17 protein-coding genes are annotated in these 16,867 nt (G+C 71.8%); 9 read left to right on the forward strand and 8 right to left on the reverse strand.

Features of this window, described 5'->3' with window-relative positions:
• The first annotated feature begins 7 nt into the window (after window positions 1-7).
• Complete coding sequence (locus ACZ3II_RS24070) at window positions 8-2,314, forward strand: HelD family protein (protein WP_465519968.1); 2,307 nt, start codon at window positions 8-10, stop codon at window positions 2,312-2,314.
• A gap of 65 nt (window positions 2,315-2,379) precedes the next feature.
• Here ACZ3II_RS24070 and ACZ3II_RS24075 read toward each other — a convergent pair whose 3' ends face one another.
• Window positions 2,380-3,303: a sigma-70 family RNA polymerase sigma factor gene (locus tag ACZ3II_RS24075; RefSeq protein WP_465519969.1), complete on the reverse strand. Its 924-nt coding sequence runs from the start codon at window positions 3,301-3,303 to the stop codon at window positions 2,380-2,382.
• Window positions 3,304-3,506: 203 nt separating this feature from the next.
• Here ACZ3II_RS24075 and ACZ3II_RS24080 point away from each other — a divergent pair, with 203 nt between their 5' ends.
• Window positions 3,507-4,004 (forward strand): DUF456 family protein, encoded by a 498-nt coding sequence (locus ACZ3II_RS24080; RefSeq protein WP_465519970.1) that lies wholly within the window; start codon window positions 3,507-3,509, stop codon window positions 4,002-4,004.
• Between the two features lie 140 nt (window positions 4,005-4,144).
• On the opposite strand, the gene ACZ3II_RS24085 is transcribed toward ACZ3II_RS24080, so the two are convergent.
• Together ACZ3II_RS24085 and ACZ3II_RS24090 are read right to left on the reverse strand one after the other, a co-directional pair.
• The gene (locus ACZ3II_RS24085) at window positions 4,145-5,398 is read right to left on the reverse strand and encodes a D-alanyl-D-alanine carboxypeptidase family protein (protein ID WP_465520261.1); all 1,254 of its coding nucleotides are present in this window, start codon (window positions 5,396-5,398) and stop codon (window positions 4,145-4,147) included.
• A 17-nt stretch (window positions 5,399-5,415) separates the two neighbouring features.
• Window positions 5,416-5,847, reverse strand: a complete 432-nt coding sequence (locus tag ACZ3II_RS24090; protein ID WP_465519971.1) for a hypothetical protein — start codon at window positions 5,845-5,847, stop codon at window positions 5,416-5,418.
• A 248-nt stretch (window positions 5,848-6,095) separates the two neighbouring features.
• On the opposite strand from ACZ3II_RS24090, the gene ACZ3II_RS24095 reads away from it, so the two are divergent.
• Window positions 6,096-6,446 (forward strand): histone-like nucleoid-structuring protein Lsr2, encoded by a 351-nt coding sequence (locus ACZ3II_RS24095; RefSeq protein WP_465519972.1) that lies wholly within the window; start codon window positions 6,096-6,098, stop codon window positions 6,444-6,446.
• Between the two features lie 109 nt (window positions 6,447-6,555).
• On the opposite strand, the gene ACZ3II_RS24100 is transcribed toward ACZ3II_RS24095, so the two are convergent.
• From ACZ3II_RS24100 to ACZ3II_RS24115, 4 genes are all read right to left on the reverse strand, one after another.
• Window positions 6,556-7,428, reverse strand: coding sequence for an LLM class flavin-dependent oxidoreductase (locus tag ACZ3II_RS24100; RefSeq protein WP_465519973.1), 873 nt, complete (start codon window positions 7,426-7,428; stop codon window positions 6,556-6,558).
• A 13-nt stretch (window positions 7,429-7,441) separates the two neighbouring features.
• Window positions 7,442-7,903, reverse strand: a complete 462-nt coding sequence (locus tag ACZ3II_RS24105; RefSeq protein WP_465519974.1) for a MarR family winged helix-turn-helix transcriptional regulator — start codon at window positions 7,901-7,903, stop codon at window positions 7,442-7,444.
• A gap of 88 nt (window positions 7,904-7,991) precedes the next feature.
• Entirely contained in the window at window positions 7,992-9,134 is a 1,143-nt protein-coding gene (locus ACZ3II_RS24110) for a PP2C family protein-serine/threonine phosphatase (protein WP_465519975.1), read from the reverse strand.
• Between the two features lie 103 nt (window positions 9,135-9,237).
• Window positions 9,238-9,630 carry an ATP-binding protein gene (locus ACZ3II_RS24115; RefSeq protein WP_465519976.1) on the reverse strand — a complete coding sequence of 131 codons (393 nt, stop codon included), beginning with the start codon at window positions 9,628-9,630 and terminating at the stop codon, window positions 9,238-9,240.
• Window positions 9,631-9,764: 134 nt separating this feature from the next.
• Here ACZ3II_RS24115 and ACZ3II_RS24120 point away from each other — a divergent pair, with 134 nt between their 5' ends.
• Together ACZ3II_RS24120 and fgd are read left to right on the forward strand one after the other, a co-directional pair.
• A complete protein-coding gene (locus ACZ3II_RS24120) occupies window positions 9,765-11,588 on the forward strand; it encodes a sigma-70 family RNA polymerase sigma factor (RefSeq protein ID WP_465519977.1) in 1,824 nt (607 codons plus the stop codon).
• 9 nt (window positions 11,589-11,597) lie between these two features.
• Complete coding sequence (fgd, locus tag ACZ3II_RS24125; RefSeq protein WP_465519978.1) at window positions 11,598-12,596, forward strand: glucose-6-phosphate dehydrogenase (coenzyme-F420); 999 nt, start codon at window positions 11,598-11,600, stop codon at window positions 12,594-12,596.
• A 65-nt stretch (window positions 12,597-12,661) separates the two neighbouring features.
• Here the strand turns inward: fgd and ACZ3II_RS24130 are convergent, their stop codons facing one another.
• Window positions 12,662-13,678: a glycosyltransferase family 2 protein gene (locus ACZ3II_RS24130; protein WP_465519979.1), complete on the reverse strand. Its 1,017-nt coding sequence runs from the start codon at window positions 13,676-13,678 to the stop codon at window positions 12,662-12,664.
• 210 nt (window positions 13,679-13,888) lie between these two features.
• Between ACZ3II_RS24130 and ACZ3II_RS24135 the strand changes: the two genes are divergently transcribed.
• From ACZ3II_RS24135 to ACZ3II_RS24150, 4 genes are all read left to right on the forward strand, one after another.
• Window positions 13,889-14,545 (forward strand): HAD family hydrolase, encoded by a 657-nt coding sequence (locus ACZ3II_RS24135; protein ID WP_465519980.1) that lies wholly within the window; start codon window positions 13,889-13,891, stop codon window positions 14,543-14,545.
• A 61-nt stretch (window positions 14,546-14,606) separates the two neighbouring features.
• Entirely contained in the window at window positions 14,607-16,241 is a 1,635-nt protein-coding gene (locus tag ACZ3II_RS24140; protein WP_465519981.1) for a sodium:solute symporter family protein, read from the forward strand.
• Window positions 16,242-16,252: 11 nt separating this feature from the next.
• The gene (locus ACZ3II_RS24145) at window positions 16,253-16,516 is read left to right on the forward strand and encodes a hypothetical protein (protein WP_465519982.1); all 264 of its coding nucleotides are present in this window, start codon (window positions 16,253-16,255) and stop codon (window positions 16,514-16,516) included.
• A gap of 64 nt (window positions 16,517-16,580) precedes the next feature.
• The gene (locus ACZ3II_RS24150) at window positions 16,581-16,823 is read left to right on the forward strand and encodes a hypothetical protein (protein ID WP_465519983.1); all 243 of its coding nucleotides are present in this window, start codon (window positions 16,581-16,583) and stop codon (window positions 16,821-16,823) included.
• The last annotated feature ends 44 nt before the right edge of the window (window positions 16,824-16,867 follow it).

A 16,867-nucleotide genomic window follows, 5' to 3' on the forward strand; every position in this document is an offset into this window, starting at 1 on the left:
CGCCGGAATGATAGCACGAAAAGGGGCGACTTTGTCAAGCTCGAGCGCCGAGATCGATTCCGAGCAGGCGTACTTGACCACGCTCTACCAGCGACTGGATCAATTGCGTGAGCAGGCCGACAGCCGGCTGCGCGCCATCCTCCTCGAGGCCGGCGGCACCCCGCAGGGCCGCACCCAGCGGGAGGCGACCCGCGCGCACTATGCCGAGCAACTGGCCCAGTTCAATTCCGTGGAGAACGGGCTCTGCTTCGGCCGGCTGGACTTCTCCGCACAGAACCCCCGCTACATCGGCCGGATCGGCCTGTTCGCCGAGGACCGCGACGAGGACCCTCTTCTGGTGGACTGGCGGGCCCCCGCCGCCCGGCCCTTCTATCTGGCGACCGCGGTCAGCCCGGAGGGGGTGACCCGGCGCCGGCACCTGCGCACCCGGGGCCGGATGCTGACCGGCATCGACGACGAGACCCTCGACATCGAGGCCGGTGACGGCACCGGCCGGGAGGACGTGACCGGCGAGGCGGCGCTGCTGTCGGCGCTGACCGCGAACCGGACCGGCCGGATGCGCGACATCGTCGAGACCATCCAGGCCGAGCAGGACGAGGTGATCCGGTCCGGGCTGCCCGGCGTGCTGGTGGTCCAGGGCGGTCCGGGCACCGGCAAGACCGCGGTGGCGCTGCACCGGGCGGCGTACCTGCTCTACACCTACCGCGAGCAGCTGACCCGGACCGGTGTGCTGATCCTCGGCCCGAACACGACGTTCCTGCGCTACATCTCCCAGGTGCTGCCGTCGCTGGCGGAGACCGGGGTGCTGCTGGCCACCCTCGGCGACATGTTCCCCGGGGTGCGCGCGCACGCCGCCGAGCCGCCGGCGGTCGCCGCGTTCAAGGGCGGCCTGGGCATGCTCGACGCGCTGGAGAACGCGGTCGCCGACCGGCAGACGCTGCCGGACGACTTCGTCGAGGTCGACCACGACGGCTACCCGCTGCGCATCGAGCGGGAGGTGCTGCTCGCGGCGCGGACCGCGGCCCGCCGGTCGGAGCGACCGCACAACGTGGCCCGGCAGATCTTCGTGACCGAGGCCATCCACCAGCTGTCGCAACAGATCGCCGAGCGGATCGGCGCGGACCCGCTGGGCGGGGAGAACCTGCTCTCCGAGGCCGATCTCGCCGAGACCCGCCGGGAGCTGCGCGAGGACATCGACGTACAACAGGCGCTCTTCGATTTCTGGCCGGTGCTCACCCCGCGCCAGGTGCTGCGGGACCTGCTCAGCGACGCCGACCGGCTGGAGTCCGCGGGCCTGCCCCGGACGCTGCTGCGGGACCGGTCGGCCGGCTGGACCCCGGCCGACGTCCCGCTCCTGGACGAGCTGGCCGAGCTGCTCGGCGTCGACGACACGCTCGCGGTCCGCGAGAAGCAGAAGCAGAGAAGGGCCGCGATCGAGTACGCGGAAGGTGTTCTCGAGATCGTCGAGGGCTCCCGTTCCCTGGACTTCGAGGACGAGGGCGCCGAACGCGACGAGGTGCTGTCCGCGCTGGACGTGGTGGACGCCGGCGCCTTCGTCGAGCGGCACGAGGTGATCGACACCCGGACCGCCGCCGAGCGGGCCGCCGCCGACCGGACCTGGGTGTTCGGCCACGTGATCGTGGACGAGGCGCAGGAGTTGTCGCCGATGGCCTGGCGGCTGCTGATGCGGCGCTGCCCGAGCCGGTCGGTGACCGCCGTCGGTGACGTCGCGCAGACCTCCGAGCTGGCCGGCACCACCACCTGGGAGCAGGTCTTCGAGCCGTGGGTGGCGCAGCGCTGGCGGCTGGTCGAGCTGAGCGTCAACTACCGCACCCCGGCCGAGGTGATGGCGGTGGCGGCCGACGTGCTGGCCGCCGTCGATCCGGCGCTGCGGCCGCCGCGGTCGGTGCGGTCGTCCGGCGTCACCCCGTGGGCGCGGCGGGTGGATCCGCCGGCTCTCGCCGAGGAGCTGATCGCTGAGGTACGCAAGGAGGCCGCTCTGATCGAGGAGGGCCGTCTCGGTGTCCTCGTGCCGGAGAGCCTGGAGCGGTCCCTCGGCGCCGAGCTGGTCGCCGCGGTGCCCGGCGCGGCCGTGGGGGAGCAGCCCGACCTGCTGAACCACGTGGTCCTGATGACCGTCCGGCAGGCGAAGGGGCTGGAGTTCGACTCGGTCCTGGTGATCGCCCCGGACGAGATCATCGCCGAGTCGCCGCGTGGCCTGTCCGACCTCTACGTGGCGGTCACCCGGGCGACCCGGCGGCTGGGTGTCCTGCACACCGCCGATCTGCCGAAGGTGCTGTCCGCCCTCGGTTAGCCGGCTGGCTCCCAGGGCTGTCTCGACCCGCCCGAGACAGCCCTGACGGCCAGCCGAGGGGTGGATCAGGCGGCCACGAACGGCATGTTGCCGCGGCCGATCGAGGTGTGACCGTGCGCGTTGGTCAGCGAGAGACGGCTGCGCACCGAGGTGTTGCTGGCGATGTTGGCGTAGTAGCTGGCCCGGCGGCGGGCGGTGATGCTCTCCGGGTTGTCCGGAACCGGGGCCATCTCCGGGCTGAGGTGCGTGTTGAGACCGTCCTTGAGCAGCGACAGCGCCTCGGCGCGCAGCTGGGACACCCGCGACTCGGTGACGCCGAGGTCCGCGGCGATCTCCGCCATCGGGCGCTCGTGCAGGAAGTACTCGGTGACGACGGTCTGCAGCCGCTCCGGCAGCGAGCCGATCGCGTGGTGCAGGTAACCGATCTGCTCGCGGCGCAGCAGCATCTCCTCCGGGCCGGGCTCCCGCTCGGTCACCATGTCGTCGGCGCTGCTGGTGGTGAAGCCCTGCAGCGACAGGACGGTGGCGCGCTGCACGTCGGTGTCGGTCTGCTGCAGGTCGGTGGTGGTGGTGCCGAGGGCCTGGGCCAGCTCCTCCGCGGTGGGCGTACGGCCCAGCGAGGTGGTGAGCGCCTGACGGGTGCTGTCGGTGTTGCGGGCCTTGGACCGCACCGAGCGGGTCGCCCAGTCCAGCGCGCGCAGCTCGTCGAGGAGCGCGCCGCGGATCCGGGTGCCGGCGAAGCGGTTGAACGGGACGCCGCGCTGCGGGTCCCAGCCGCGCGCCGCGGTGACCAGGGCGTGCAGGCCGGCGCTGGTCAGGTCGTCGCGGTGGATGTGGTTGGGGATGCGGCTCAGCATGTCGCGCACCAGGTGGCCGACGAGCGGCATGTGGGTGCGGATCAGTTCCTCCTGCTCCGCGGCGGAGAGCACGGCAGTGGCGGAAGCGGTGTCGAAAAGGTTGTCGGCAGCGGTCGTCACGGTGCTCGTCATGTGTTCTCCCCGGTTGCTCGTCGGTGCCCCTGGCTGGTGGGGCACCGGCTGACAGGAAGAACTTTCCGGCGCGCAGGGTGCAGGCTCCGGTCACAGACGGTTGCGTACGGGTTGCTCTGACCCGCCGCTCTCCGCGATGGCCTTCCATCGGCGGGGGGATGCTTCGGTTGAGGGTTCTCGGCAGGTGCGGCAAGGTGTGCCGCATGGATCTGAGCGACACCGGTACGGCAGTCACCCTCATCTCCGGTCTGATGATCCTGACCGGGGTGGTCGGGGTGCTGCTGCCGGTGCTTCCCGGACTACTGCTGACCTGGGCGGGCGCGCTGCTCTGGGCGATCCTCGGGGAGGGCTCCGGCGGGGCGCGGACGCTGGTCGCCGTGCTGGCCACGCTGCTGGCCGGCGCCGGGCTGATCATCAAGTTCCTGTGGCCGGGCAAGAAGCTGAAGAACACCGTGCCCACGTCGGCGCTGCTGCTCGGCGGGGTGCTCGGCCTGATCGGGTTCTTCGTGGTGCCGGTCGTCGGCCTGGTGCTCGGTTTCGTGCTGGGCGTGTGGCTGGTCGAGCTGAAGCGCCTGGGCATGGAACGCGCCTGGCCGTCGACCCGCTCGGCGATCGGCGCGGTCGGCCTGTCCCTGCTGGTGGAGCTGGCCGCCGCCCTGATGATCGCGGTGACCTGGCTGTTCGGCCTGGCCTTCGCCTAGCCCTCTGGTGTGTTGAGGTGTGGCGCTATGCGCGCCGCAACTTCACACACTCTGTGGTGTGTTGAGGTGTGGCGCTATGCGCGCCGCAACTTCACACACTCTGTGGTGTGTTGAGGTGCGGCGCTATGCGCGCCGCAACTTCACACGCCGGATTTGAGGCGCTTCCGGCGGCGCTGGGTGAGGAGCAGGAGCAGCGGTACGGCGGTGAGGACCGCCGCGATCGCCACCGCGGCCACGACGGTGAAACCGGTCGGTCCGCCCGGGTGCGCGGGTTCCGCCTTCGCCGCTGCCGCCGACGCTTCCGTCGCCGCGGCGGCTGCTTCGGTGGAGGCGGCGGTCGCGACCTCCTCCGGGGTGACCAGCTTGCCGACCGACGAGCCGGCCGGCAGCGCGAAACCCCAGTCGAGCAGCGCTGCGCCCTGCTGCCAGCCGCGCAGCGGGCGGGCCTCGGCGCCGAGCAGGGTGGCCACCAGGGTGCGCCCGTTGCGGGTGGCCGCGCCCACGTAGCTGTGCCGGGCCACCGTGGTGAAACCGGTCTTGCCGCCCAGCGCGCCGGGGTAGTTGTAGATCAGCTTGTTCTCGTTCTGGAACTGGAAGCCGGCGACCTTCTTAGGTTTCGTCTGGGCCGGCATCCAGGCGACCTTGGTCAGGGCGTACTTGCGGAAGTCGTCGCTGGCGAAGCACACCCGGGCGACGAGCGCCAGATCGTACGCGCTGGTGAACTGTCCTTTGCCGTCCAGCCCGGACGGGGTGACCGCGTGTGTCTGCCGGGCGCCGAGCGAGGCGGCCAGGTCGTTCATCGCCGCCACCGTCTTGGCCTGACCGTCGGGCCCGCCGCCACCGGCGGTGCGGGCCAGCGCGTTCGCCGCGTCGTTGCCCGAGTTCAGCAGCAGGCCCAGCCAGAGGGTGGACACCGGATAGGTGCCGCCGACCACGATGCCGACCGCCGAGCTGTTCGGCTCGATCCTCAGGTCGCCCTCGGTGATCGTCACCCGCTGGTTCGGATCGAGCTGCTCGACGGCGGTCGCGGCCAGCAGCATCTTCTGCACGCTGGCCGGGGTCTGGTGCACGTGCGGGCCGCAGGCGCCGAGGACCTCGCCGGTGTTCAGGTCGGAGACCATCCAGGTGGTCGCGGTGAGGGCCGGCGGCGCGGGACTGCCGTCCGGCACGGCCAGGCCGTGGGTGGCGAGTTTCGCGCCGCCGAGCGCCATGTCCTCGGCGACGTCGGCGGGCGGCACCGGCCGGGGCGGCATGCTGGGCTTGGCGATCGGCGGTCTCGGGCAGGGGATCTCGGCGGCGGCGGCCGAGGCCGGCGCGGCGGCGGCTGAGGCCGGTGTGGCGACGGCGGGGACCGGTGTGGCGACGGCGGGGACGGAAGCGACGAAGAGAGCCAGGGCGGCTACGAGCGCTTTCACGGCCAGCGGTCTCCGGCGGTCAGGCGGCGTTCGAGGAGGGTCGGCAGCGGGATCGGGTCGCCGTCGCCGCCGCCCGCGCCCACGATCATCCGGGCCGTGCTCGGCGACAGGTCGGCGCCGGCGAACCGGGCGCGCAGCGACGGGGCGACGGTGAGCACGTAATACTCCCCGTCCTCGCCGACGGCGACCGAACGGTCGGACTTCAGGTACCACCCGCGGACGTTGGTGCGGTAGGTGGAGCAGCCGTCGAGGCTGCGCGCGGCGAGGGTGTGCGGGGCCAGCCCGGACGCGGCGGCGCGGCGCACGAAGTCGTCGAGCAGCGCCTCGGCCCGGCGTGCCTCCGCCGCCCGGTCCGCCTCCAGCGCGGCGGCGCGTGCGGCCGCGGCGTGCTGTTGTTGCTCGCGCCAGGCGGCCTGATCGTCCCGCATGGCGCCGACCCTAACGTGAGAAGCCCGGCCGGGGCCAACCGGGCTTTCCGGGATTGGGCTGCAATTCCCCTGGTTCCATTCCGATAACAAGGAGCGAAAGAATTGCCGGATCGCGGGCGGGAGTTGCGCCGCGGACCGGTTGCGCGCGAGACTGAGGCTTATTCGCGACCTCGTCGGTCGACCACGGCCTCCGCCGTCGTGAATAGGCATCACTGGGCGCGGCGGAATCATTCTTCTCGGGAGTCGTTATGGCGCGGCAGGTAATCACCACCCTGATCGACGATCTGGACGGCCAGAAGGCGGATCGGACGGTCGAGTTCAGCCTCGACGGTGTCAGCTACACGATCGACCTCTCCGAGTCCAACGCCGGAAAGCTGCGCAAGGCTCTGGACCCGTTCATCAGCGCCGGGACCCGGCTCGGCCGCACCACGTCGGGACGCATCCCGTCGCGTGCCGCGGCGCCGGCCCGGACCGCCGGCTCGCGCGACGAGAACCGGCTGATCCGTGAGTGGGCGACCCGTAACGGGCACAAAATCTCCGAGCGCGGCCGCATTCCGCAGGAGGTCAGCAACGCCTACCGGGCGGCGCACGGCCGCTGATTCTGCGGTTCGGCCGCTCGGCAGTGCGTTGATCTCGCTCTGTCGAGCGGCCGATAACCGTCGGTAAACCCCGGCTCCGAATGGGACGGTAAGGGTCTTTACCGAGAACTCATCGAAGTCGCGGCAGTTCCGCCGCGACCTCCGTCAGCACTTTCTCGTCACCGGCGTACCAGCTCGACTCGCGCGGCCAGTGCGTGATCACATCGGTGAAGCCCAGTTCCCGGGCCCGGCCGACGGCGTCGGTGAAGGCGCCGGCGCTGCTCATCGAGAACACCGGCGCCGAGTCCAGATTCAGGTACCGGTCGATCGAGTCGAGCGGCCGCCCGGCCTCCGCCAGGGTCGCCTCGAACCGCTCCCGGATCTCCGCCACGGCGCGCCACCACTCGTCCGCCGTCTCCACCTGCGGGCCGGTGGTCACCCAGCCGTCGCCGTACCGGACGGCCAGCCGCAGGGCCCGTGGACCGTTCGCGGCGACCACGAACGGCGGCCGCGGCTGCTGGACCGGGCCGGGGATGCTGCGGGCGTCGACGGCCGAGAACCACTCACCGGACCAGGTCGTCGCCGGCTGCCGCAGGATCGTGTCGAACAGCTCCAGGAACTCGGCGAACCGGTCCACCCTCCGGCGCGGGGTCAGCTCCGGCTGCCCGAGCACCGCCGAGTCGAAACCGATGCCGCCGGCGCCCAGCCCGAGGATCAGCCGGCCGCCGGAGATGTCGTCCAGGGCGGTGGCCTCGCGGGCGAAGTGCACCGGGTGCCGGAAGTTCGGTGAGGCGACGTAGGTGCCCAGCCGGATCCGGGAGGTGACGGTCGCGGCCGCGGTCAGGGTCGGCACCGCGTCGAACCACGGGCCGCTGATCAGGTCGCGCCAGCCGAGGTGGTCGTACGTCCAGGCGTGGTCGAAGCCCCACTCGTCGGCGAGCCGCCAGCGCCGGCTCGCGTCGGCCCAGCGCTGGTCAGGAAGGATCACGATGCCGATGCGCACAGGCGAAGCCTACTCACGCGCTCTGGCGCTTCGACTCCTCGGGGCGAGCGCCCGTAACGGCGGTCTCGAAGGCCTGCAGGGCGCGCAGCAGATCCTGCCGGGCGGCGGCCGGCATCCGCTCCAGGACCTCCGACAGCGCGGCCTGCCGCCGCTCCCGCAGGTCCGACAGCAGCCGCCGGGACGCCGGGGTGAGCAGCAGCCGCACCTCGCGCCGGTCCCGCGGGTCGGCGACCCGGCGCAGCAGGCCGGTCGCCTCCAGACGGTCGCAGAGGCGGCTCGCCGAGGACGGGACCACGTCGAGCGCCTCGGCCAGGCGGCTCATGTTGGTGTGCCGGTTGCCCGCGACGATCGTCAGCACCCGTAGCTGGGCGGGCGGGACGGCGGGCTCCTGGGCGAGACGGGCCCGTTCGAGGACGGCCACCAGCGACTCCACCGACGACTCGACAGCCGCGGCGACTTCGGTGGCGCGATCCATCCCGTTTCCCCGTCGTCATCACCAGAGGCGGACCCGTTGAACCCGAACGCATTCCCCGGCGGCGGCGGTTCAAACCTCCCGTACGAAGTCAGCGCCGCCAATCCAAGCAGACCATGACCGCGTCGTCCTCCGGCTCGGCTCCGGCGTGATATTCGCGAAGGCCTCGCATCACGGTACCGACCGCCTCGGTGGCGGGCTGCAGCCGCGTCCGGCGCAACGCCGTGAACAGGGCGGACTCGCCGTAGACGGGGCGCCCGCCGGGGGCGGCGGTGTGCACGCCGTCACTGACCACCAGCATCCGGTCGCCGGGTTCGAGCTGGAACCGCTGGATCTCGTAGTGCGCCTCGCCGAACATGCCGAGCGGCAGCTGCTGTTCCAGCGGCACCCGGTCGACGTCGCCGCCGCGGGCCAGCAGGCAGTGCGGGGAACCGGCGTCGACGGCGGCCACCGCACCACCGACCAGGTCGACCTCGAGGAGCAGCGTGGCGGCGTGGGCGGCGCCACCGTACCGGGAGTGGACCGCGTCGGAGGCGAGTTCGGCCTGCTCGACGATGTCGGCGCCGTAGCGGCGGGCGTTGCGCATGGCGTTGACGGCCAGCGAGGTCAGCACGGCCGCCTCCAGGCCGTCGCCGTGCCCGTTGAGCACGGTGATGGTCAGCCGGTCGCCGTCCAGGGCCCAGTCGAAGTGGTCGCCGTGCACGGCGTACGCCGGCTCCAGCTGCCCCGCGATCAGGAACCGGTCGTCACCGAGGGAGCGGCCGGGCAGCAGCTCCCACTGCAACTCGGCGGCCATGGTGAGCCGGGCCCGCCGCTGGGCCCGCCGGTACCGGTCGGTGGTGCTGGTGGCCGCCCGCAGCGCGGTGGCCAGGTCGTCGACGTCGGCGGCGAGCCGCTCGGCCTGGTCGCCCTCGGGTTCGGCGGGCAGTGCCAGGTGGAGCACGCCGAGCCGTTCGCCCCAGCAGCTCAGCGGCAGGGTGAGATGGACCGGGCCGGCCGGATGGCGGGAGGCGTCGGGCCGCTGGCTGGCGAAGCACCGCATCACCGGCGGTTCGGGGATGTCCTGCCCGGGGCCGAGCAGCGGGCGCAGCCGGGTGCCGGTCAGGTCGGGCACCAGGACCTCGACCGCCTCGGCGGCGTAGTGGCGGCGCAGGTGCTCTGCGGCGGCCTCGGGCAGCCGGTCGGGTGGCGTGGCTCGCAGCAGGGAGCCGAGGGGCGCCGGTTGATCGGACATGACGGACTCCTCTCGTGAGTGACGACCTCCGCAGATATTTGTTATACGGCAAGCAATTCGCGCCGGTGCGGGCCCCCTGGGGCCAGCACCGGCGCGAACCGCCTCAGGCGAACGACTTCTCGAAGTGGATCAGGCTTCCGCTGCGAGGGCTGGATTGCATGCGCACGTTCTCGCCCAGCGCTCTGATCAGGAAGAGACCCCGCCCCCGCTCACTGGTGGCCTCGGGGGAGACCCCGTCGCCGGGGTCGAAACCGGCCCCGTCGTCCACCACGTCGATGGAGCAGCGGTCCTCGGCGACGTCGAGGCGGACCTCGAACTTCTCCGCGCCCGCGGCGTGCTTCACCACGTTCGCGCACGCCTCGGTGAGGGCGATCTCCAGATCAGCGCCGGCCTGGCGGTCCACTCGCAGGACCGACAGGGCACAACGCAACAGCCGTCGCACGGCGGGCACGCTGTCCACCTCCAGGGGCAGATTCAGCCGGACCGACATGCGCATGCCGGATCTGTGCCCGATCCGCCGCCCGGTTAACCGCGACCGGGTGATCGCCTCCCCGTTTCGTGTTATCCATGTCCCCGCGGCCCGTCTCCCTTCAAGCGCGGACACCCGCGTGCGAAGGAGGCTCGGCGACCATGACGGAACAACCCGGAACCGCGACCGTGGCGGCGGCCCGCGCCGGCGACCCGGCGGCGGTCGACCGGCTCGTCGCCGGCTACCTGCCGCTGGTCTACACGATCGTCGGCCGGGCTCTGGAAGGGCACGCCGACGTCGACGACGTGGTCCAGGAGGTCATGCTCCGGGTCCTGCGCAACCTCGGTGAGCTGCGCGACCCGGCCGCGTTCCGGTCCTGGCTGGTGGCGATCACGGTGCGCCAGGTGCGGGAGCGGTTCCGCGGCCGGCCCCCGGCGGCGCCCCTCGACGACGACCTGCGCGACCCCGGCGCCGACTTCACCGACCTGGCCATCACCCGGCTGGAGCTGTCCGGCCAGCGCCGGGAGACCGCCGAGGCGACCCGCTGGCTGGACGCGGAGAACCGGGAGCTGCTCGCGCTCTGGTGGCTGGAGGCGTCCGGCGAACTCACCCGCGACGAGATCGTCGACGCCACCGGCCTCGGCCGCCAGCACGCCGCGGTCCGCGTCCAGCGGATGAAGGCGCAGCTGGAGACGGCCCGCGCGGTGGTCCGGGCGCTGAGGGGACCGCGCTGCCCGGAGCTGACCGCGCTGCTCACCGGCTGGGACGGGCAGCCCGGGGCGCTCTGGCGCAAGCGGATCGCCCGGCACACCCGCGACTGCCGCCACTGCGCCCCGGTCTGGCAGGACATGGTCGAGGCGGAACGGCTGCTGGCCGGGATGGCGCTGATCCCGCTGCCGCCGGGGCTGGCCCTCTGGCAGATCAACGGCCTTTCCGGTACGGCCACCGGCGCGGTTCCGGCCGCCGGTGCGAAGGCCGCGGCGACCGTGGGCTGGAAGGTGCTCGCCGCCGCGGTCGCCACGGCCGCGGTGGCCGGCGCGGGAGCGGTCGTCGTGGCGTACCGCGCACCGGCGGAGCCGCGGACCAGCGCCGCAGCCGTCGTCTCACCGCAAGCCTCGCCTGCCGCGGTGATCCCCTCCCGGGTGCCCGCCCGGTCCGTGCCGCCCTCCGCCGTGCCCTCACGCCCGGTCCCGGCCACGCCGTCGGCGACCCGCGCCGGTTCCCCGCCCGCCGCCCCGCCCGCCGCCGCCCGGTCGGCGAAGAAGGGCGCCGCCGTCTGGAGGTTCGCCGGGACGAAGGCGGCCCTCAAGGACGTCGGCGCGGCCTGGTACTACGGCTGGTCGCCGAACGACGACGAGGTCCCGGGGCCGGCCGGGGTCGAGTTCGTGCCGATGATCTGGGGTCCCGCCAACCTCACCGATGCCACGTTGCGGCAGGTCAAGGCCGAGGGGAAGGTGCTGCTCGGCTTCAACGAGCCGGACCTCGCCGAACAGTCGAACATGAGCGTCGAGGCCGCCCTGGCCGCTTGGCCGAAACTGGAGGCCACCGGGATGCGGCTGGTCAGCCCGGCCGTCGCGTTCGGCGGGGACACCCCGGGCGGCTGGCTCGACCGGTTCATGGCCGGGGCCTCCGCGCAGGGGGCACGGGTCGACGCGATAGCCCTGCACTGGTACGGCTCGGACTTCAGCGCCGCCGCCGTGAATCAGTTCCTCGGCTACGTCGACGCGGTCCACCAGCGGTACCGCAAACCGATCTGGATCACCGAGTTCGGCCTGATGAACTTCGGGGGCGCACCGAAGTATCCGAGCGACGCCGAGAAGGTCCGGTTCATCAAGGGCGCCACCGCCGGCCTGGAGAAGCGGTCCTACGTCGAGCGTTACGCCTGGTTCGGCCTGCCGGCGGTCGGCGACAGCGTGGATTTCGGGCTCTACCGTGACGGAGACAGCCCCACCGAGGCGGGCAAGGCCTACCGGGAAGCGGGCTAGGCTCACGTCATGATTCGGTTCGGGTACAAGGCGTCGGCCGAGCAGTTCGCGCCGGCTGAGCTGCTCAAATACGGCATTCTGGCGGAGGAGCTGGGCTTCGACTCGGTCTTCGTCAGTGATCACCTGCAACCGTGGCGGCATGACGGCGGGCATGCGCCGGCGGCGCTGCCGTGGCTGGGGGCGCTCGCCGCGCGTACCGAGAAGGTGTTGATCGGCACCAGCGTCCTCACGCCGACCTTCCGTTACCACCCCGCCGTCGTCGCGCAGGCCTTCGCAACCCTCGGCTGCCTCGCGCCGGGCCGCGCCATCCTCGGTGTCGGCTCCGGCGAGTCGCTCAACGAGGTGCCGCTCGGCACGCGGTGGCCGGACGGCAAGGAGCGGTTCGCCCGGCTCAAGGAGGCGGTGCTGCTGATCAAGCAGCTCTGGGCCGAGGACCGGGTGACCCACGAGGGGCAGTTCTACTCCACCGAGAACGCCACCATCTACGACAAGCCCGATCAGCCCGTCCCGATCTACATCGGCGCGTCCGGGCCGGCAGCGACCCGGCTGGCCGGGCGGATCGCCGACGGGTTCATCACCACCAGCGGCAAGGGCCACGGGCTCTACACCGACACGCTGCTGCCGGCCGTCAACGAGGGCGCGGAGAAGGCCGGCCGCAAGATCGACGACCTGGATCTGCTGATCGAGGTCAAGGTGTCGTTCGACGACGACATCGAGCGGGCTCGCAACGACACCCACTACTGGGGCGCGCTGGCACTGTCGCCGGAGGAGAAGACCGGCGTCGAGGACCCGATCGAGATGCAGCGGCTCGCCGACGCCCTCTCGGTCGAGCGGACCGCCACCCGGTGGATCGTCTCGTCCGACCCGGCCGAGCACGCCGCCAAGGTCGCGGAGTACCTCGACATGGGCTTCAAGCACCTGGTCTTCCACGCGCCGGGGCCGGACCAGGAGCGTTTCCTGCGCCTCTACGCCGAGCAGATCCTGCCCCAGCTCCGTTCCCGCTCCTGACCCTCAGCTGGTCGTCAGGGCTGTCTCGCGCGGCTGGAGACAGCCCTGAGCGCCAGCCGGAGGAGTCACAGGGAGCGGAGGTGGCCCCGGGTCCCGCCGGAGCTGCCGCCCTCGCCGTTGATCACCCGGAGGTTGGGGCGGCCCTGCGTACGAGGCCGGCCGTTGTCCGGCAGGCCCCGGTTGTCCCGCCAGCGCCGCCGGTTCAGGGAGTCGCCGCTCTGCAGACCGGAGCCGCGGCGATCGAACGCGGTGTCGGCCCGGCGGCGGTCGAGCGCGGTGTCGGGGCGGTGGCGGTCGAACATGGTGTCGGGGCGGTGGCGGTCCGGGCCGCGGCGGTCGTTGCGCCGCCGGTCGGGGAAGCCCAGGCCCGCGCTGTTCGGCGGCTCGGCCCGGACGGTGACCGTCGGATTGACCGCCGGCCAGTGGCCCGCGGCGGGGTGCCGGTCCGGCAACGCGGCAGCGCCGGTCATCACGACGATGCTCTCCGGCTCGGGCGTGACCCGGCCGGCCCGGTGCCGCGCGAGGTGTTCGCCGAGCACCGCCCTCAGGCCGGTGAGCAGCGGTGTCCCGCCCCGGACGGGGATGATGACCGGGACCTCGGCGACGGTCAGGCCGGCGGCCCGGGCTCGTACGGTCACCAGGGTCTCCCCGTCCCGCCCGTCACCGCGGGCGGGGTCGGTGCCGGCGACGCGGGGCAGGCCGAGCCGTCCCGAGCCGTCCCGCCAGAACGCCCGGAGACCGGGCCCGGGGTGGGCCGGACGGCAGCCGAGCAGCACGCTGATGAACCAGAGCAGGATCAGGTCGCCGTACCGTTTCGGCGGGGTCGCCTCGGCCACGTCGGCGCCCCTGCGCAGAGCCGTCACCAGGCGCGGTACGTCGTCGGGGTCGTAGGAGGCGGGCAGTGTGACGACGATGTCGCCGGTCGCGGCGGCGATGCCGCAGGCGAGCGCGTTCCCCGCCCCGGTCCGGGTCTGCCGGACCACCCGGGCCGGTCCCGGCGGGATGTCGTCGCCCGGCCCGGCCACGATGATCACCTCGTCGGCCCGGAGGGTTGCCGGCGGGACCGCCCCGACGCTCACCACGCTTACGGACGGTGACTGCGGGCGTCGTCCGGGTCGATTCGGAACTGGCATCAGGAACGGCTCCCCGGTTCGGCGGCGTGCTGCGCCCGAAGCTACCTGCCAGCAACCGTCCGGCACCCTGGCCTATCGGCTGATGCTGATCACCTGCCCGGACCGAACCGGTGGCGCGATCACGCTGCGTATCGAACGAGGAAGGGTAGGGTGATCGCTGTGAAGCACATTGAGGCGATCGTCTTCGATCTGGACGGCGTGATCATCGACACCGAGGAGGTCTGGGAGGAGGTGCGGCGGGAGTACGTGGCCGAGCACGGCCGCGCGTTCCTGCCGGACAGCCAGGACCGGATGATGGGGATGAGCACCGGCGAGTGGTCGGCGCACCTGGCCGACGAGGTGGGTGTCCCGCGGACCGCCGAGCAGGTCGCCGCCGACGTGCTCGGCCGGATGGCCGAGCGATACCGGAAGGATCTGCCGCTGATCGAGGGCTCGGTGGCGACGGTCCGGGCGCTCGGCGAGCGGTACCGGCTGGCCCTGGCCAGCTCGTCGGCGCGGATCCTGATCGACCAGGTGCTCGCCACGGCGGGCCTGACCGGCGCCTTCGAGGTGACCCTGTCCACCGAGGAGGTGCCGCGGGGCAAGCCGGCGCCGGACGTCTATCTGACCGCTGTCGCGAAGCTGGGCCTGACGCCGGAGGTCTGCGCCGCCGTGGAGGACTCCAGCAACGGCCTGCGGTCGGCTGCCGCGGCCGGCCTGACCGTGGTCGCGGTGCCGCACGGCGTCTACCCGCCGGCCCCGGACGCGCTGGCCGGCGCCACGCTGGTGGTGGGTGCGATCACCGAGGTGACACCGGAGGCGATGGCTAACCTGTGAATCAGGTGTGAAAATTCTTCGTTACGGGTAGGACGCGGGCCACATCTGCGGGAGGTGGTCCGTGTCCGGACTCCGGCTCGACGTGCAGTTCGTCGACTATCTGATTCTGGCGATCTATTTCGTCACCGTGCTCGGGGTCGGTTTCGCGGCCCGGCGAGCCATCAAGAGCAGCGCGGACTTCTTTCTGTCCGGGCGCTCGATGCCGGCCTGGGTGACCGGGCTGGCCTTCATCTCCGCCAACCTGGGCGCTCTCGAGATCGTCGGCATGGCCGCGAACGGGGCCCAGTACGGCCTGATGACCCTGCACTACTACTGGATCGGCGCGGTCCCGGCCATGGTGTTCCTCGGCATCGTGATGATGCCGTTCTACTACGGCTCCAAGGTCCGCAGCGTCCCCGAGTTCCTCCGGCTGCGGTTCAACCGGCCGACCCACCTGTTCAACGCGGTCAGTTTCGCGGTGGCGCAGGTGCTGATCGCCGGCGTCAACCTGTACGCCCTCGCCCTCATCCTGCAGGCCCTGCTCGGCTGGCAGCTCTGGACGTCCATCGTGGTCGGCGCGGTGATCGTGCTCTCCTACATCGTCCTGGGCGGCCTGTCCGCGGCGATCTACAACGAGGTGCTGCAGTTCTTCGTGATCGTGGCCGGCCTGCTGCCGATCACGATCATCGGCCTGGTGAAGGTCGGCGGCATCGACGGCCTGTTCGAGAAGGTGCGGCAGAGCCCGCTCGGCGAGGCCGGCCTGCACACCTGGGCGGACACCGGCGGCACCGACAACCCGCTCGGCGCGAGCTGGATCGGCATCGTCTTCGGCCTCGGTTTCGTGCTGTCGTTCGGTTACTGGACGACGAACTTCGCCGAGGTGCAGCGGGCGCTGAGCGCCAAGGACATGAGCGCGGCCCGGCGTACCCCGATCATCGGCGCCTTCCCGAAGCTGCTGATCCCGGCCGTCACGGTGATCCCGGGCCTGATCGCCCTGGTCACCGTGCAGGGGCTGGGTGCTCCGGACGGCGACATGACGTACAACAACGCGATTCCGCTGCTGATGCGCGACCTGCTGCCGAACGGCGTGCTCGGGGTGGCGGTGACCGGTCTGGTGGCGTCGTTCATGGCCGGCATGGCGGCGAACGTCAGCGGTTTCAACACGGTCTTCACCTACGACATCTGGCAGGCGTACGTCCGCAAGGACCGGGACGACGCCTACTACGTGCGGGTGGGCCGGATCGCCACCGTCGCCGGGATCATCGTCGGCATCGGCACCGCGTTCATCGCGGCCGGTTTCGACAACATCATGAATTACATCCAGGCTCTGTTCTCGCTGTTCAACGCGCCGCTGTTCGCCACGTTCATCGTCGGCATGTTCTGGAAGCGGATGTCGGCGTGGGCCGGGTTCTGGTCGCTGTTCCTCGGCTTCCTGGCCGCGTTCGCGCTCTACATCGCCCACCTGACCGAGGTGATCAAGTTCAACTCGGACCTGGAGCAGAGCTTCTGGGGCGCCGGCCTGGCCTTCGTGACGGCGGTCGTGGTGGCCGCGATCATCACCCCGTTCACTCCGGGCAAGAGCGAGGACGAGCTGCGCGGCCTGGTGTACGGCTCGGGCGACGCGCTGGTCGCGGACCGGGTGTGGTGGCGCAACCCGGTGCTGCTCGGCGTGATCGCGGTGGTCCTGGCCTTCCTCCTGTATATCCCCGTCTGGTGAGGAGCTGACTGATGGCGCAGCGCAAACTCGCGCGGCTGTTCGACGTGCGGCGGGTGATCGGCGGGCTGTTCCTGGTGTACGGCCTGATCGTCACCGTGATCGGCTTCTTCGACGACGCGAGCGAACTGGAGAAGGCGCAAGGCGTACGCATCAATCTCTGGATGGGTCTGGGGATGCTCGCCCTCGGCCTGTTGATGCTGCTCTGGCTGCGGTTGAACCCGCCGTCCGAGCCGCCGGAGGAGGACGCTGAGGTCCGGCCGGGTGCGCCTGAGTAGCGATGGTGGTGCCGGGGCCCGGTGAATCGTCAACTCGGGCCCCGGCGCGACCGATGGAGCGGGCATGAACCCCCTTACCGCTCTCAGCGGACTCACCGGCGAGTCCTCCCGCCGCCCGGTCGGCTGGCAGGTGCAACTACGTGTCGACTACGTCGTCAACCAGGTGATGCAGACCCATCGCGGCCGCCCGGAGGACGACATCAAGACGGAGATCCAGGACCAGCTGCGGGTGTACGGCGTGGTGCCGAACAAACGCCAGATCGCGCAGTACGCGTCCGCCATCTCCGCGTTGCCCCCGGGCCGCTGACGGTCCGGAGCGGGGTCGCTGTGGCACCGGCGCCACGGCGACCC

Source organism: Actinoplanes sp. NPDC019969 (genome assembly GCF_055562375.1).

Excerpts from the sequence above, each read along its gene's own strand:
- fgd (WP_465519978.1), top strand. The coding sequence starts at position 11,598 with ATGATTCGGTTCGGGTACAAGGCGTCGGCCGAGCAGTTCGCGCCGGCT.
- ACZ3II_RS24120 (WP_465519977.1), top strand. The coding sequence starts at position 9,765 with ATGACGGAACAACCCGGAACCGCGACCGTGGCGGCGGCCCGCGCCGGC.
- ACZ3II_RS24115 (WP_465519976.1), bottom strand. The coding sequence starts at position 9,630 with ATGCGCATGTCGGTCCGGCTGAATCTGCCCCTGGAGGTGGACAGCGTG.
- ACZ3II_RS24145 (WP_465519982.1), top strand. The coding sequence starts at position 16,253 with ATGGCGCAGCGCAAACTCGCGCGGCTGTTCGACGTGCGGCGGGTGATC.
- ACZ3II_RS24090 (WP_465519971.1), bottom strand. The coding sequence starts at position 5,847 with ATGCGGGACGATCAGGCCGCCTGGCGCGAGCAACAACAGCACGCCGCG.
- ACZ3II_RS24075 (WP_465519969.1), bottom strand. The coding sequence starts at position 3,303 with ATGACGAGCACCGTGACGACCGCTGCCGACAACCTTTTCGACACCGCT.
- ACZ3II_RS24095 (WP_465519972.1), top strand. The coding sequence starts at position 6,096 with ATGGCGCGGCAGGTAATCACCACCCTGATCGACGATCTGGACGGCCAG.
- ACZ3II_RS24110 (WP_465519975.1), bottom strand. The coding sequence starts at position 9,134 with ATGTCCGATCAACCGGCGCCCCTCGGCTCCCTGCTGCGAGCCACGCCA.
- ACZ3II_RS24105 (WP_465519974.1), bottom strand. The coding sequence starts at position 7,903 with ATGGATCGCGCCACCGAAGTCGCCGCGGCTGTCGAGTCGTCGGTGGAG.
- ACZ3II_RS24150 (WP_465519983.1), top strand. The coding sequence starts at position 16,581 with ATGAACCCCCTTACCGCTCTCAGCGGACTCACCGGCGAGTCCTCCCGC.
- ACZ3II_RS24080 (WP_465519970.1), top strand. The coding sequence starts at position 3,507 with ATGGATCTGAGCGACACCGGTACGGCAGTCACCCTCATCTCCGGTCTG.
- ACZ3II_RS24070 (WP_465519968.1), top strand. The coding sequence starts at position 8 with ATGATAGCACGAAAAGGGGCGACTTTGTCAAGCTCGAGCGCCGAGATC.